Below are 17,092 nucleotides of genomic sequence, written 5' to 3' on the forward strand. Positions count from 1 at the left end.
GTTCCTTTGTACATATAATTTTTTAATCATTAAACCCAGGAGTTTAGAGAAATGGCTCTAACCAAAGAAGATATTTTAAACGCAATTGCTGAAATGCCAGTAATGGACCTTGTTGAGCTTATCGAAGCTGCAGAAGAAAAATTCGGTGTAACAGCTACTGCTGCTGTTGCTGCCGCTGCTCCTGCTGCTGGCGGTGAAGCTGCTGCAGAACAAACTGAATTTGATGTTGTTTTGACATCTTTCGGTGGTAACAAAGTTGCTGTAATCAAAGCGGTACGTGGCGCAACTGGTCTTGGCTTGAAAGAAGCTAAAGAAGTAGTTGAAGCTGCACCGAAAGCGATTAAAGAAGGCGTTGCTAAAGAAGAAGCTGAAGAACTTAAGAAGACGCTTGAAGAAGCTGGCGCTGAAGTTGAGCTTAAGTAATCTGTCTAACGACAGGTTACTAGCCTGAAAAGGCTTAGGCTGGTGATTTTATAATCACCAGCCTTTTTGCGCTGTAGGATAAAGTATTTTCATCCTTTAAAATTTATTCTATTTGTTAGCGCAAATTACATTTAAACCTAAATAAAACCAATAAGTTAAGTAAGCCTCTTAATGACTTTGGTAAACGGTTAAAGTGTAAAATAAAGGGTGCTGGAAGTTTGCTTTATAGAAAATCTATTTAGCAAGTTGGGTCAAAAATCGGCAGGCTGAGGAACCCATGGTTTACTCTTATAGCGAAAAGAAACGTATCCGTAAGGATTTTGGCAAACGCCCACAGGTATTGGAAATACCGTATCTACTTTCAATCCAGCTAGATTCTTTTAAAAAGTTTATTGACCTTGACGTCGATGGTCAGCATGGACTGGAAGCAGCATTTCGATCAGTTTTCCCAATAAAAAGTTACTCTGGTAACGCAGAATTACAGTACGTAAGTTACCGTTTAGGTGAGCCCGTATTTGACGTAAAAGAATGTCAAATCCGTGGTGTAACCTTTTCAGCGCCTTTGCGTGTTAAATTACGTTTAGTGTTGTTCGATCGTGAAGCAGCACCAGGCACAGTAAAAGACATCAAAGAGCAAGAAGTTTACATGGGCGAAATTCCGCTCATGACTGAAAATGGAACTTTCGTCATTAACGGTACTGAGCGAGTCATTGTATCTCAGTTACACCGTTCGCCAGGCGTATTCTTTGATCACGATAAAGGTAAAACTCACTCATCAGGTAAAGTGTTATATAACGCGCGCGTTATACCTTACCGTGGTTCGTGGTTAGACTTTGAATTTGACCCTAAAGATAACCTTTATGTTCGTATCGATAGACGCCGCAAATTGCCTGCGACTATCATGCTACGTGCATTAGAAATTCCTACCGAAGAAATTCTTGGTATGTTCTTTGAGAAGAACCAAGTACGTATCGACGGTAATCGTTTCATGTCTGATATCGTGCCAGATCGCCTTCGTGGTGAAACTGCACAATTCGATATTTTAGACTCGGATGGCAATGTGCTTGTAGAAGCAGGCCGTCGTATTTCAGCTCGTCATACCCGTGCGCTTGAAAAAGCCGGTATCGTTGAACTTGAGGTACCAGCTGAATACTTAGTTGGCCGTGTATTCGCGTGTGATTACGTGGATCAAGAAACCGGTGAACTTGTTGTTGCTGCAAACGATCTATTAACACTTGAAAATGTTCTGGCACTTAAAGAAGCCGGATATACAACGTTTGAAACTTTGTATATTAACGAACTTGATCACGGTGCTTATATCTCTGACACCTTGCGCATTGATAGCTCAACTAACCGCCTAGAAGCGTTGGTTGAAATTTATCGCATGATGCGCCCTGGTGAGCCACCAACGAAAGACGCAGCAGAAACGTTATTTACTAACCTGTTCTTCTCCGAGGATCGTTACGATTTATCGTCTGTTGGACGTATGAAGTTCAACCGTCGTTTAGGTCGTGAAACATCTATCGGTGCAGGCACATTAGACAAAGACGACATCGTTGACGTAATGAAGCAACTGATCACTATTCGTGACGGTAAAGACGACGTTGATGATATCGATCACTTGGGTAACCGTCGTATTCGTTCTGTTGGCGAAATGGCCGAGAACCAATTCCGTGTTGGTCTAGTTCGTGTTGAACGTGCCGTTAAGGAACGTTTGAGCTTAGGTGATTTAGACGCTGTTATGCCTCAAGACCTTATTAATGCGAAGCCTATTTCGGCTGCGGTTAAAGAGTTCTTTGGCTCAAGCCAGTTGTCTCAGTTTATGGATCAGAACAACCCGTTGTCTGAAGTAACCGATAAGCGTCGTATTTCAGCCTTAGGCCCGGGCGGTCTTACACGTGAGCGTGCAGGCTTCGAAGTACGAGATGTACACCCGACTCACTATGGTCGTGTATGTCCTATCGAAACACCTGAGGGACCAAACATCGGTTTGATCAACTCGCTGGCGAGTTTCGCTCGTACCAATGATTTTGGTTTCCTAGAAACACCATATCGTAAGATTGTTGACGGTGTAGTGACTGACGAAATCGATTACTTATCAGCAATCGAAGAAGGTCAATTCTCAATCGCACAGGCTAACGTTGTGCTTGATGAAACTGGCCGTCTTGCTGATGACTTGATCCCTTGTCGTCACCGCGGTGAAACAACATTGAAAGAAAGCTCTGAGATCACCTACATGGATGTATCTCCGCAGCAAATCGTTTCAATCGCAGCCAGTATCATCCCGTTCCTAGAACACGATGATGCTAACCGAGCCTTGATGGGTGCGAACATGCAACGTCAAGCGGTGCCAACGCTTATTGCAGATAAGCCACTTGTTGGTACCGGTATGGAAAAAACAGTTGCAGTTGATTCTGGTGTAACAGTAGTAGCTAAACGCGGTGGTCGTGTCGACTACGTTGATGCAAGCCGTATTGTTATTAAAGTTAATGAAGAAGAAACGGTTGCCGGCGAAGCGGGCATCGATATCTACAACTTAACTAAGTACACCCGTTCTAACCAGAACACCTGTATCAATCAGCGTCCTACTTGTAATGTTGGTGAGCCAATTGTTGCGGGTGACGTATTAGCCGATGGTCCATCTACTGATTTAGGTGAATTAGCGCTAGGGCAAAACATGCGTATCGCATTCATGCCTTGGAACGGTTATAACTTCGAAGATTCAATCTTGATCTCTGAGCGCGTTGCTATGGAAGATCGTTTCACCACAATTCATATTCAAGAATTGAGCTGTGTGGCACGGGATACCAAGTTAGGGCCAGAGGAAATCAGTTCTGATATTCCAAATGTAGGTGAATCTGCGCTGGGTAAATTGGACGAGTCCGGTGTTGTGTACATCGGTGCTGAAGTTAAAGGTGGCGACATCTTAGTGGGTAAAGTTACCCCTAAAGGTGAAACACAGTTAACACCTGAAGAGAAACTTTTACGAGCTATCTTCGGTGAGAAAGCATCTGACGTTAAAGATACTTCATTGCGCGTGCCTAACAGCGTTCGTGGTACTGTCATTGATGTACAGGTATTTACTCGTGATGGCGTAGAAAAAGATAAGCGTGCACTTGAAATTGAAGGCATGCAGTTACGTCAAGTGAAGAAAGATTTATCAGACGAATTCAATATTCTTGCTGATGGCATCTTCGCTCGTGCTAAAAACTTGTTGATTAAATCCGGTATCGAAGAGTCTCGTTTAGAGTCTGCTCAACGTGAAAAATGGTTCGACCTAACGCTAACAGATGAAGATGCGCAAACTGAGCTTGATCAAATTGCTGAGCAGTTTGTTGAAATCAAAGCTGATTTTGATAAGAAGTTCGAAATCAAGCGACGCAAGATCACTCAAGGTGATGATCTTCAACCAGGCGTTCTTAAAATCGTTAAGGTTTACTTGGCTGTTAAACGTCAAATTCAACCTGGTGATAAGATGGCTGGTCGTCACGGTAACAAGGGTGTTATTTCAACAATTAAACCAGTTGAAGACATGCCTTACGATGTTAACGGTACGCCGGTAGACATCGTATTGAACCCATTGGGTGTACCGTCACGTATGAACATCGGTCAGATCCTTGAGACTCACTTAGGTATGGCTGCTCATGGCATAGGCGTGAAAATCGACCGCATGTTAAAAGAGCACGAAGAGATGGCCAAGTTACGTAGCTTCCTTAAAGAGGTTTACGGTGCTGGCACAACTCACCAAGAAGTGGATCTTGATAACTTCAGTGATGACGAAATTACCCGTCTAGCAGATAACTTGCGTAAAGGTGTGCCTATGGCAACACCAGTGTTTGATGGTGCTACTGAGGCAGAAATCAAGCATATGCTTACGCTTGCTGATCTTCCTGAAAGTGGACAAATCGCTTTGTTTGACGGTCGTACCGGACGTGAATTTGAACGTCCAGTAACAGTTGGCTACATGTACATGTTGAAACTTAACCACTTGGTTGATGACAAAATGCATGCTCGTTCAACTGGCTCATACAGCTTGGTTACACAGCAGCCGTTGGGTGGTAAAGCTCAATTCGGTGGTCAGCGCTTCGGAGAGATGGAAGTATGGGCACTGGAAGCATACGGTGCCGCTTACACCTTGCAAGAAATGTTGACAGTTAAATCTGATGATGTGAATGGTCGTACTAAGATGTATAAAAACATCGTTGATGGTGATCATCGCATGGAACCTGGTATGCCAGAATCTTTCAACGTATTGTTGAAAGAGATTCGCTCACTAGGTATCAACATCGAGCTGGAAGAGCAATAAGCCGCGTCTGCAGAGCTTATAGACAGGATAGTCTGATGGGTGTTAATCCATCCATCAGGCTTTTTCAACTGACTCCGCTGGGAGAGTAATGTGAAAGACTTATTAAAGTTTCTTAAACAACAACACAAGTCCGAAGAATTCGATAATATTCGAATTGGTCTTGCGTCACCTGACATGATCCGTTCATGGTCTTTCGGTGAAGTTAAGAAGCCAGAAACCATTAACTACCGTACTTTCAAGCCTGAGCGTGATGGCTTGTTCTGTGCGCGTATTTTTGGACCGGTTAAAGACTACGAGTGTTTGTGTGGCAAATATAAGCGCCTTAAACACCGTGGTGTTATATGTGAAAAATGTGGCGTTGAAGTAACGTTAACCAAAGTACGCCGTGAGCGTATGGGCCACATTGAATTGGCAAGTCCAGTTGCACATATTTGGTTCCTTAAATCATTACCGTCACGTATCGGTTTGATGCTTGATATGACACTTCGTGATATCGAACGTGTGCTTTATTTCGAATCATATGTTGTTGCCGAACCTGGCATGACAACGCTTGAGCGCAGCCAACTTCTTTCTGAAGAAGAATATCTTGATGCGCTAGAAGAGCACGGTGATGAGTTTGAAGCAAAAATGGGTGCCGAAGCGGTTTTCGAATTGCTTAAAGCCCTAGACGTTGATGCTGATGTTGCTGCTATGCGCGAAGAATTGCCTAGCATTAACTCTGAGACTCGTCGTAAGAAAATCACTAAGCGCTTGAAGCTACTTGAATCGTTCCAATTGTCTGGTAACAAGCCAGAGTGGATGATCCTTACTGTTCTTCCGGTATTACCACCTGACTTACGTCCTCTGGTACCGCTAGATGGTGGTCGTTTTGCAACATCTGATTTGAACGATCTGTATCGTCGAGTGATTAACCGTAACAACCGTTTGAAGCGTCTTCTAGACCTTGCTGCACCTGACATTATCGTGCGCAACGAAAAACGTATGTTACAAGAAGCAGTTGATGCCTTGTTAGATAACGGCCGTCGTGGTCGTGCTATCACAGGCTCAAATAAGCGTCCTCTTAAATCTTTGGCCGACATGATCAAAGGTAAGCAAGGTCGTTTCCGTCAAAACTTATTGGGTAAACGTGTAGATTACTCTGGTCGTTCAGTTATCACTGTTGGTCCTACTCTACGTTTACATCAGTGTGGTCTTCCTAAGAAGATGGCACTTGAGCTATTCAAACCGTTCATCTATGGAAAATTAGAAGGGCGTGGTTTAGCGACAACCATTAAAGCAGCCAAAAAATTAGTTGAACGTGAAGATCCGGAAGTATGGGACGTTCTAGACGAAGTTATTCGTGAACACCCAGTATTACTTAACCGTGCGCCTACACTTCACCGATTGGGTATCCAGGCGTTTGAGCCAACCCTAATTGAAGGTAAAGCGATCCAATTGCACCCATTAGTATGTGCGGCGTATAACGCTGACTTCGATGGTGACCAAATGGCGGTTCACGTTCCGTTGACTATCGAAGCACAGCTAGAAGCACGTGCGTTAATGATGTCAACCAACAACATTCTATCACCAGCCAATGGTGAGCCTATCATCGTTCCTTCACAGGATGTTGTAATGGGCTTGTACTATATGACACGTGACCGTGTTAATGGTTTAGGTGAAGGCATGATGTTCACTAGCCCAGACGAAGCTGAAAAAGCGTATCGTACGGGTAATGCGGAACTTCACGCTCGCGTTAAGGTACGTATCACTGAGTATGACGTAGCAGAAGACGGTTCTAAGACAGAGAAAGTAACATTGACAGATACTACTGTTGGTCGTGCAATTTTGTCTTTGGTATTACCAAAAGGCTTGCCTTTTGAGTTAATCAACCAAGCCATGGGCAAGAAGATGATTTCTCGCCTACTGAACGCTTGTTACCGTACTCTAGGTCTGAAAGATACTGTTATCGCGGCTGACCAAATTATGTATACCGGTTTCCACTACGCAATGATTGCGGGTGCGTCTGTTGGTATCGATGACATGGTTATCCCTGATGCGAAGAAAGACATCATTGAAGGTGCTGAAGCTGAAGTACGTGAAATCCAAGAGCAATTCCAGTCTGGTCTTGTTACTGCGGGTGAGCGTTACAACAAGGTTATCGATATCTGGTCTAACGCTAACGAAAAAGTAGCGAAAGCCATGATGGAAAATCTATCAATCGAAACGGTTAAGAACCGTGACGGTGAGATGGAAGACCAAGCATCATTCAACTCAGTATTTATGATGGCCGACTCTGGTGCTCGTGGTAGTGCCGCACAGATTCGTCAGTTGGCGGGTATGCGTGGTCTGATGGCGAAACCAGATGGTTCAATCATCGAAACGCCAATCACCGCTAACTTCCGTGAAGGTCTAAACGTACTTCAGTACTTTATATCTACTCACGGTGCGCGTAAAGGTTTGGCCGATACGGCATTGAAAACAGCTAACTCAGGTTACTTGACTCGTCGTTTGGTTGATGTTGCACAAGATTTGGTTATCAATAACGAAGATTGTGGCACATTCGAAGGTGTGAAAATGACACCGCTAATCGAAGGTGGTGACGTTGTTGAGCCGCTTCGTGAACGTGTACTAGGTCGTACCGTTGCCGAAGACGTGTTGAAGCCTGGTACTAATGAAATTCTAGTAGAACGTAACGTGCTACTGGATGAAGCATTGGTTGATATGCTTGAGTCTAACTCGGTTGATCAAATCCAAGTTCGCTCGGTTATTACCTGTGAAAATGACTTTGGTGTATGTGCTAAGTGTTACGGTCGTGACCTTGCACGTGGTCACATGGTTGGTCACGGTGAAGCGGTTGGTGTTATTGCTGCACAATCAATCGGTGAGCCAGGTACACAGTTAACCATGCGTACGTTCCACATCGGTGGTGCGGCATCACGAGCGTCAGCTGAGAACAGCGTACAGGTCAAAACAACAGGTACACTGAAGCTACAAAATGCTAAGTTCGTTCGCAACACAGACGACAAAGTGGTTATCGTTTCTCGTTCAACTGAAATCACTATTATTGATGATCAAGGTCGTGAGAAAGAGCGTTATAAAGTGCCTTACGGTGCTATCTTAACCACAGATGACAATGCGACAGTCACTAGCGGTGAAGTCGTTGCTAACTGGGACCCGCATTCGCATCCAATCGTTACTGAGCGTCAAGCTAAGATCAGCTTTGCTGACATCGATGACAGTAACACCGAAATGCAGCAGGATGAGTTGACAGGTCTTACACGTATCGTCGTAAATGATCTATCTAAGGCGAATGCTAAAGAGCCTAAGCTAATCCTTGAAAGTGATGAGCATGGCTTACAAGAAATTCGTTTGCCGAGTTTCACCACGATTGAAGCCACTGACGGTATGCAGGCTAAGCCTGGTGATGTGTTAGCGCGTATTCCTCAGGAAAGCTCGAAAACACGTGATATTACCGGTGGTCTTCCACGTGTTGCTGACTTGTTCGAAGCACGTAAACCTAAAGAGCCAGCTATTTTAGCCGAAGTCTCAGGTACCATTGGTTGGGGTAAAGAAACCAAAGGTAAGAAACGTCTTGTTATCACGCCGAAAGACGCTGATGCATACGAAGAGATGATCCCTAAATGGCGTCAACTTAACGTGTTCGAAGGTGAAAACGTTGAGAAAGGTGAAGTTATTGCGGATGGCCCAGAGTCACCTCATGACATCCTACGCTTACGTGGTATCAGTGCTGTTTCTAACTATATCGTTAATGAAGTACAAGAAGTTTACCGCCTCCAAGGGGTAAAAATTAACGATAAGCACATCGAAGTGGTTATTCGTCAAATGCTACGTAAGTGTATGATCACTTATGCAGGCGACAGTAACTTCCTTGAAGGTGAGCAAGTAGAAGTATCTAACGTGAAAATCGCTAACCGTGAATTGGAAAAGCAAGGCAAAATCCCTGCTCAGTACGAAACACAGTTATTGGGTATCACAAAAGCATCGTTGTCCACTGAGTCATTTATCTCAGCGGCATCTTTCCAAGAAACCACTCGTGTACTTACCGAAGCCGCTGTGCAAGGTAAAGAAGATGAGTTACGTGGCTTGAAAGAGAACGTTATTGTAGGTCGTTTGATACCAGCCGGTACCGGTTTTGCGTATCACCAGAAACGTACTGCAAGAAAACTAGCAGAGCGTCAGGCAGTTGAAGAACTATCTGTCTCTGCAGCAGATGCGGAGCAAGCCTTAACTGAAGCACTTAATGCTGAAGTCATGGACACGCCATCATCTGATGAGTAAAAAATAAGATCATTTGTTAACCCAGATGGTATGGACGCCAATTTAGGCCTTAATCGGTCTTTATTGGCGTTCTCGCTTGACAGGTCAAACTTTGGTCATTAGACTTCCGCGACCCGAAATTTGGTAACAGATAACGGGCCGCGGATTTTTCGCGTTTTATATCCTATGTAAGGATATTCTCAGTCGTAATTTTAACCAGGAGCTAGTTAATGGCAACAGTTAACCAGTTAGTGCGCAAGCCACGCCAAAAGCCCGATGCGAAGAGCAACGTAGCGGCATTGCAGGCCTGTCCACAACGCCGTGGTGTATGTACTCGTGTATATACCACCACTCCAAAGAAGCCAAACTCTGCATTGCGTAAAGTTTGTCGTGTTCGTTTAACCAACGGTTTTGAAGTTTCTTCATACATCGGTGGTGAAGGCCATAACCTACAAGAGCACAGTGTTGTTCTTATCCGTGGTGGTCGTGTTAAAGATTTACCAGGTGTTCGTTACCACACTGTTCGCGGTACATTAGACTGCGCAGGCGTAAGTTCACGTAAACAAGCCCGTTCTAAGTACGGTGCAAAAAGGCCTAAGTCTTAACGGTTCTCCGTTAGTAAGGCCAAACTAAAGTATTAATTGAGTTTTGGGATATTCCTGAATTCTACGGAGAATTAAGATGCCAAGAAGAAGAGTTGTAGGTCAACGCAAAATCCTACCGGATCCTAAGTTCGGATCGCAGTTACTTGCAAAATTTATGAACGTTGTCATGTTAGATGGCAAAAAATCGACTGCTGAAAAAATCGTTTACGGTGCACTCGACATTGTTGCTGATAAAGCTGGCAAGTCTCACCTAGAAATTTTCGAAGACGCTTTGGACAACATCCGTCCTACGGTAGAAGTTAAATCTCGCCGTGTGGGTGGTTCTACGTACCAAGTACCAGTAGAAGTTCGTCCTGTTCGTCGTAATGCCCTAGGTATGCGCTGGTTAGTTGACGCTGCTCGTAAACGTGGTGAAAAATCAATGGCTCAACGCCTTGCAGCTGAAATGCTCGACGCTGCTGAAAACAAAGGTTCTGCGGTTAAGAAACGTGAAGACGTTCACCGTATGGCTGAAGCCAACAAAGCATTCGCTCACTACCGTTGGTAATAAGAGAAAGCTATGGCTCGTAAAACGCCTATCAATCGCTACCGTAACATCGGTATCGTGGCTCACGTCGATGCGGGTAAAACCACGACGACGGAACGTGTTCTTTTCTACACCGGTTTGTCGCATAAAATTGGTGAAGTCCATGATGGCGCTGCCACCATGGACTGGATGGAACAGGAACAAGAGCGCGGTATCACTATTACCTCGGCGGCTACGACCTGCTTTTGGGCAGGTATGGATAAGCAATACGACCAACATCGCATCAACATCATAGACACGCCTGGACACGTTGACTTCACGATTGAAGTTGAGCGGTCTTTGCGGGTCCTTGATGGTGCCGTTGTCGTATTTTGTGGTTCTTCCGGTGTAGAACCTCAATCAGAAACGGTCTGGCGTCAAGCTGACAAATATCACGTCCCCCGGGTCGTGTTTGTCAACAAGATGGACAGAGCCGGTGCAGATTTTGAACGAGTGGTTGGGCAAATTCGCAAACGACTCGGTGCTACCTGTGTTCCTATTCACCTCAATATCGGTTCAGAAGAGAACTTCAGAGGTGTTATCGATTTGATTAAGATGAAAGCCATCAATTGGAATGAATCTGATCAAGGCATGACATTTACTTATGAAGGTATCCCTGCTGAATTGCAAGACAGAGCAGAAGCGCTACGTACTGAACTTGTAGAAGCCGCCGCAGAAGCCAGTGACGAATTGATGGACAAGTATTTGGAAGGCGAAGAGCTAACCGAAGAAGAGATCAAACTCGCATTGCGCCAGCGTACAATTAATAATGAAATTGTACTCGCTACTTGTGGTTCTGCTTTCAAGAATAAAGGCGTACAAGCGGTTTTGGATGCAGTAATTGAATTCTTACCTGCACCCGCAGACGTACCAGCTATCACTGGTGTGTTAGATGATAAAGATGAAACTGAAGCGACTCGTCCAGCAGATGACGAAGCTCCCTTTGCAGCTTTAGCATTTAAAATCGCTACTGACCCATTTGTGGGGACTTTAACATTTTTCCGTTGTTACTCTGGTGTGGTTAACACTGGTGATAGCGTATATAACCCTGTTAAAGCTAAGCGCGAGCGATTTGGTCGTATAGTGCAAATGCACGCGAAAGATCGTGAGGAACTCAAAGAAGTTCGAGCAGGCGATATTGCTGCGGCAATAGGTCTCAAAGATGTGACGACAGGTGACACCTTGTGTGACCCTAACCATATCATTACGCTCGAGCGGATGGACTTCCCTGAGCCCGTTATTTCTATTGCAGTTGAGCCTCGCTCACAAGCCGATCAAGAAAAAATGGCCTTAGCGTTAGGTAAACTAGCGGCTGAAGATCCATCATTTAAAGTTAATACTGACGAAGAGTCAGGACAAACAATCATATCTGGGATGGGTGAACTTCATCTTGATATCATTGTAGATCGCATGAGGCGTGAATTTAGCGTCGAATGCAATGTAGGTAAACCTCAAGTTGCTTACCGCGAAACCATTCGTGGCAAAGTCGACGTTGAAGGTAAGTTTGTTCGTCAATCAGGTGGCCGTGGTCAATTTGGTCATGTTTGGCTGACAATCGAGCCTAATGAAGAAGGGGCTGGGTACGAATTTATTAACAATATAGTCGGTGGTGCAATTCCAAAAGAATTCATTCCTTCCGTTGATAAAGGTATCCACGAACAGATGCAAAATGGTGTGCTTGCAGGTTATCCGGTACTTGATGTAAAGGTAACTTTGTTCGACGGTTCATATCATGATGTTGACTCTTCTGAAATGGCGTTTAAAATCGCTGGTTCAATGGGTTTTAGAAAGGGCGCTGCTGAGGCAAAACCTGTATTGCTTGAACCCACAATGAAAGTTGAAGTTACCACCCCAGAAGACTGGATGGGTGATGTTGTTGGTGATTTGAATCGCCGACGCGGTGTGATAGAAGGCATGGAAGACGGTGTCGCTGGGATCAAGATTGTTCTTGCGAAAGTGCCATTATCAGAAATGTTTGGATATTCCACTGACTTGCGTTCAGCTACGCAAGGAAGAGCATCATATTCAATGGAATTTTTTAATTATTCAGAAGCGCCTAATAATGTTGCGAAAGCCATTATTGACGCTCGTCAATCTTAATAAAGGTCTGGTCCGGTCTACTACATTAGTAGGGCCGGGTTTTTAACTTAGGAAATTTGTAAAATGGCAAAAGCAAAGTTTGAACGCACTAAACCGCATGTAAACGTCGGTACAATCGGCCACGTTGACCACGGTAAAACCACTCTAACAGCAGCAATTACTACTGTACTAGCAAAAACGTACGGTGGTGCAGCATCTGCATTCGATCAAATCGATAACGCTCCTGAAGAGCGCGAGCGTGGTATCACAATTTCAACGTCTCACGTTGAATACGATACGCCTACTCGTCACTACGCACACGTTGACTGTCCTGGACACGCCGATTATGTAAAAAACATGATCACTGGTGCTGCTCAAATGGATGGCGCGATTCTAGTAGTAGCAGCGACCGATGGTCCTATGCCACAAACACGTGAGCACATCTTGTTAGGCCGTCAGGTTGGCGTACCTTTCATGGTTGTTTTCATGAACAAATGTGACATGGTTGACGACGAAGAATTGTTAGAATTGGTAGAGATGGAAGTACGTGAATTGCTTTCAGAATATGAATTCCCTGGCGACGACTTACCAGTAATCCAAGGTTCAGCGCTTAAAGCCCTAGAAGGCGAAGAGCAATGGGAAGCAAAAATCATTGAGCTTGCAGAAGCCCTTGATAGCTACATCCCAGAGCCAGAGCGTGACATCGACAAGCCTTTCCTACTTCCAATTGAAGATGTATTCTCAATTTCAGGTCGTGGTACGGTTGTAACAGGTCGTGTTGAGCGTGGTATCGTAAACACAGGTGATGCAGTAGAAATCGTTGGTATGAAAGATACAACGACTTCAACGGTAACTGGTGTTGAAATGTTCCGTAAATTGCTTGACGAAGGTCGTGCTGGTGAGAACATCGGTGCATTGCTTCGTGGTACTAAGCGTGAAGATGTTGAGCGTGGTCAAGTACTAGCTAAGCCTGGTTCAATCAACCCACACACTCAATTCGAAGCTGAAGTATACGTACTAAGCAAAGACGAAGGTGGCCGTCATACTCCATTCTTCAAAGGTTACCGTCCACAGTTCTACTTCCGTACAACTGACGTAACAGGTGCTGTAGAGCTTCCTGAAGGCGTAGAAATGGTAATGCCTGGTGACAACTTGAAATTCGTAGTTGAATTGATTGCTCCTATCGCGATGGACGAAGGTTTACGCTTCGCAATCCGTGAAGGTGGCCGCACAGTAGGTGCTGGCGTTGTTGCAAAAATCATTGCTTAATTACTAGCAAATTGATTTGAAAGAAAGGTCACTTCGGTGGCCTTTTTTTATGTCTATACAAAATGGGGTTTAATCCGTCCATGGTGATGCGGCCAGCCCGATATCCGTATCGGTCGTTCAACCGGCTGGCGCAGTGCGCCAGAAAGCCTCCGGTTTCACCCTTTTTTGTGCCTGCACGTATTGTGTGGCTTCAAGCGGATTATTCCGTGACAAAATCGTCGGGAACGATTTTGAACATGCGAAGCATGGCCCGTAGGGCGTAGGGCAGGATGCCCGGAGTAACGTGGCCGCACAGTAGGTGCAGGCGTTGTTGCAAAAATCATTGCTTAATTACTAGCAAATTGATTTGAAAGAAAGGTCACTTCGGTGGCCTTTTTTTATGTCTATACAAAACGGGGTTGAACCCGTCCCTGGTGACGCAACTAGATGTCACTGTGCACAAAGCGGGGGTAATCCTTCCTCAGTGATGGGGCCCGCTTTTAGAGTGATGTAGCCATATGTAGCTGTGTACAAAATGCGGTTTAACCCTTCTCTGGCCACGCGGCCCAGTGCACACATTCATGTGTGCCCGTTCAGTCAGGCGGCGCAATACGCCTAAATAAACTGACTTCACCCATGCCAGTCGTTCAACCAGCTGGTGCGGTGCACCAGAAAGACTCCGGTTTCCTCCTTTGTTAAGTCTGACAGAAAGCCTAATGTTGCTATCCGGTACGGTAAGTCAGTCTAAGCGCTTAAGCGGAAGCACTTCACTTTCGAAGTTATAGGGCTGGTAAAATTACTAGCCTTTATTTGTTTGTAGTTGTGTAGAATGGTGTTATGCAATGCGTATCGCTGCCGATACAAATATTAATTCCGCCACACTCTTCAACGTCCTAAAAGAGCACCGATGAAACAGTTGTCCATAAAGCAAAAAATTATTTTCACTCTGAGTATCTTCGTATTGTTAACCTCTACATTAGTAGGCGGTATCAGCATGATGACCGCTCGCACCACGATCGAGGATCGTGTACTTGGCACAGAGTTACCCAACATTGTTAAGCGGATCGCAAGTGAAATTGACGGCAAAATAACAGCCATGCAAATTATCGCTACTCAAATTGCGACAGATCCCTTTATTCTGCAATGGAACGAGCAAGGGCAATCAGCAGAAGGTGAGAAACTCCTTGTTCAGTTATTGCGAAATACCGTGAGTCAGCACAACTTGAGTGCTGCTTCGTTTGCGGACAAACAGACGAATCGTTACTGGAATCAAGAGGGTTTTCTGCGCACTTTAAAAGACGATACGGCTGATGGTTGGTTTTTTAAATACATCCAAAGTAAACGAGCCGATATGGTCAGCGTTTATCGAGATCCAAATACGGGTAAAACAGATTTGTTCGTAAACTATCAGCAAGCCAATGGAAGGGGGTTATCTGGTACCGCTAAGTCCTTTAAAGACGTTGTCGATTTGCTCGCAAGTTTTAAGTTAGAAGCATCGGGTTTCGTTTATTTGGTTGATGATCAAGGGCTGGTTCGACTTCATACTGAAACAGGACTGATTAATAACGCCAACCTAGATGCCTTATATGGCAATGGGAATGGGACCAGCTTACTAGAAAAAAACGACTTTAATCTAGCCACTGTAAAGATGAAAAATACCAAAATGCTCGTCGTAAGCAGTTATATACCCAGCATGAATTGGTATGTCGTGGCCCAAGTACCGTACAACGAAATATTCGCTACCTTAGACAATGCAGTATGGAATATTACGCTCTGGTCAATTCTAATTGCAGCAATAGCCTGTTTGGCCGCGTGGTTCGTCGCTACCAGCATTACGCGGCCCATCAATGAACTTGCAGGCGTCTTTAAAAAATTAGGAACAGGGAACGCGGATCTTGCTTATCGCTTACCTGAAACGGGTCAAAAGGAATTAGCAGATGTTGCAAAGGGCTACAACGATTTCGTTAATCAATTAGATATGACGTTTAGTGACGTAATGCGAAATAGTATAGCGCTTAAAGATGTCGCGCGTTCATTACAAAATATCGCCGGCCAAACCTTAGAAAGTGCGCAACAAAGCGATGAGCACACTCAAGATATATCGATGAATCTAAGTCAGGTGAGCAGTGCAGTAAGTGAAGTGGCAAAAAGTGCTGAATCTGCAACGGTGGTGGCGGTGCAAATCAATTCTGAAGGAGATCAAATATCTCAGGTTATCACTAACACCCAGCAAGATATTAATGGATTAGTGACTAAGATAAACGATGTGGCCGAGGTCATTCGTTCACTGAGCAATAACACGGACACCATTGCTAAAGTACTGGAGAATATTCAAGCTATTTCCGATCAAACGAATCTACTCGCGTTGAATGCCGCTATTGAGGCGGCGCGAGCGGGAGAGCAAGGTAGAGGCTTTGCTGTGGTAGCAGATGAAGTTCGCACGTTAGCGAAACGAACGGCAGACTCTACTCATGAAGTGCAAGCGATTATGCAAGAGCTCAAGGTGACCTCGGCATCAGCAACTAAAGAAATCACCTCGATAATTGAGCAATCTCAAGTTACTGCTAGCTCCATAGGAACCGCCCATCAGGTTCTAGAGGCAAATAGTTCACATTTTAATGACATAACTCAAGCCAATCGGTCTGTAGCTGCGGCGACAGAAGAGCAGTCCGTTAGTATCGAGTTGATAAATCGTAATATGCAAGACATCAGAAAGCGCTCTGGGGAGAATATGCAAAAGATTGCTCAGATGGCAGATGAGTCAGGTGGACTAAATGCATTGGCACAACAGTTGGACGCGTTAACGCATCAGTTCAGCAAAGGTAAACGCTAGTTAAGCTAGCTGGTGTCTCAGTTATTCTTTGGGCTCTAGGTGACGTGCTCTGAGCTTTGTGTTCTCAAACAAAGAGGCTTTTTTCAATAAGCTTGTAACCTGAATAGCCTCTATTGAAACCACGATAGAGGCTACTTCTGTAAACCTCGAAGACGTAATACAAAGGTCATATTCACGCGTTAAATCGTCTATAACGCCCTGTAAGGCGTAATCGTATTCAATGGCAATATGAGCTGTTGCTACACGTGTTTTGGTGGTCAACAGCGACAGAGCTTGTTTAACACCGCCGCCATAAGCTTTCACTAAGCCTCCTGTACCCAACTTCGTTCCACCAGAGTAACGGATCACCACTGCGGTTATCTCACCTATATGGCTGCCCTGCAATTGAGCGAGTATCGGCTTACCAGCGGTGCCGCTTGGTTCACCATCATCACTAAAACCTAGCTGCATCGAGTCCGCGGGTGGGCCAGCCACAAAGCCCCAACAATGGTGCCCAGCTTGTGGGTGCGCGTTTTTTATTCGTTGGATAAACGCTTTGGCTTCTGCAGCGCTAGGTGTATGGGAGAGTAGGGTGATAAACCGGCTACGTTTTATTTCTTCTTCAAAGGTGACTGGTGCGCTGGGGATCAAATAAGGAGATGTTATTGCCATAAGCTCAATCTGTGGGGCGTGTAAAGTGGAATGATAGGAATTATACGTAAAATGAAAAAAACTGTCTCAAGTGATTACCTGAGACAGTTTTTATTGCATCAAACCAACGATTTAAGAAGGTGTTG

The 17,092-nt window shown here is 44.8% G+C and carries 9 protein-coding genes; 8 read left to right on the plus strand and 1 reads right to left on the minus strand.

Annotated elements, in window-relative coordinates:
• Positions 1–51 precede the first annotated feature (51 nt).
• The 8 genes from rplL to PATL_RS03105 all read left to right on the plus strand — a co-directional run bounded on the left by rplL (position 52) and on the right by PATL_RS03105 (position 16,316).
• Complete coding sequence (rplL, locus tag PATL_RS03070; protein ID WP_006992806.1) at positions 52–423, plus strand: 50S ribosomal protein L7/L12; 372 nt, start codon at positions 52–54, stop codon at positions 421–423.
• A 277-nt stretch (positions 424–700) separates the two neighbouring features.
• The gene (rpoB, locus tag PATL_RS03075; protein ID WP_011573497.1) at positions 701–4,729 is read left to right on the plus strand and encodes a DNA-directed RNA polymerase subunit beta; all 4,029 of its coding nucleotides are present in this window, start codon (positions 701–703) and stop codon (positions 4,727–4,729) included.
• 90 nt (positions 4,730–4,819) lie between these two features.
• Entirely contained in the window at positions 4,820–9,007 is a 4,188-nt protein-coding gene (gene rpoC, locus PATL_RS03080) for a DNA-directed RNA polymerase subunit beta' (protein ID WP_011573498.1), read from the plus strand.
• A gap of 209 nt (positions 9,008–9,216) precedes the next feature.
• Complete coding sequence (gene rpsL, locus PATL_RS03085; RefSeq protein WP_006992809.1) at positions 9,217–9,591, plus strand: 30S ribosomal protein S12; 375 nt, start codon at positions 9,217–9,219, stop codon at positions 9,589–9,591.
• 76 nt (positions 9,592–9,667) lie between these two features.
• Positions 9,668–10,138 carry a 30S ribosomal protein S7 gene (gene rpsG, locus PATL_RS03090; protein ID WP_011573499.1) on the plus strand — a complete coding sequence of 157 codons (471 nt, stop codon included), beginning with the start codon at positions 9,668–9,670 and terminating at the stop codon, positions 10,136–10,138.
• Positions 10,139–10,150: 12 nt separating this feature from the next.
• Positions 10,151–12,256: an elongation factor G gene (gene fusA, locus PATL_RS03095; RefSeq protein ID WP_011573500.1), complete on the plus strand. Its 2,106-nt coding sequence runs from the start codon at positions 10,151–10,153 to the stop codon at positions 12,254–12,256.
• Positions 12,257–12,319: 63 nt separating this feature from the next.
• Positions 12,320–13,504 carry an elongation factor Tu gene (gene tuf, locus PATL_RS03100; RefSeq protein ID WP_011573501.1) on the plus strand — a complete coding sequence of 395 codons (1,185 nt, stop codon included), beginning with the start codon at positions 12,320–12,322 and terminating at the stop codon, positions 13,502–13,504.
• A gap of 886 nt (positions 13,505–14,390) precedes the next feature.
• Positions 14,391–16,316 (plus strand): methyl-accepting chemotaxis protein, encoded by a 1,926-nt coding sequence (locus PATL_RS03105; RefSeq protein WP_011573502.1) that lies wholly within the window; start codon positions 14,391–14,393, stop codon positions 16,314–16,316.
• Between the two features lie 21 nt (positions 16,317–16,337).
• On the opposite strand, the gene PATL_RS03110 is transcribed toward PATL_RS03105, so the two are convergent.
• Positions 16,338–16,967, minus strand: a complete 630-nt coding sequence (locus PATL_RS03110) for a YigZ family protein (RefSeq protein WP_011573503.1) — start codon at positions 16,965–16,967, stop codon at positions 16,338–16,340.
• Positions 16,968–17,092 lie beyond the last annotated feature (125 nt).

Origin of the sequence: Paraglaciecola sp. T6c (assembly GCF_000014225.1) — a bacterium.
GTDB lineage: Bacteria > Pseudomonadota > Gammaproteobacteria > Enterobacterales > Alteromonadaceae > Paraglaciecola > Paraglaciecola atlantica_A.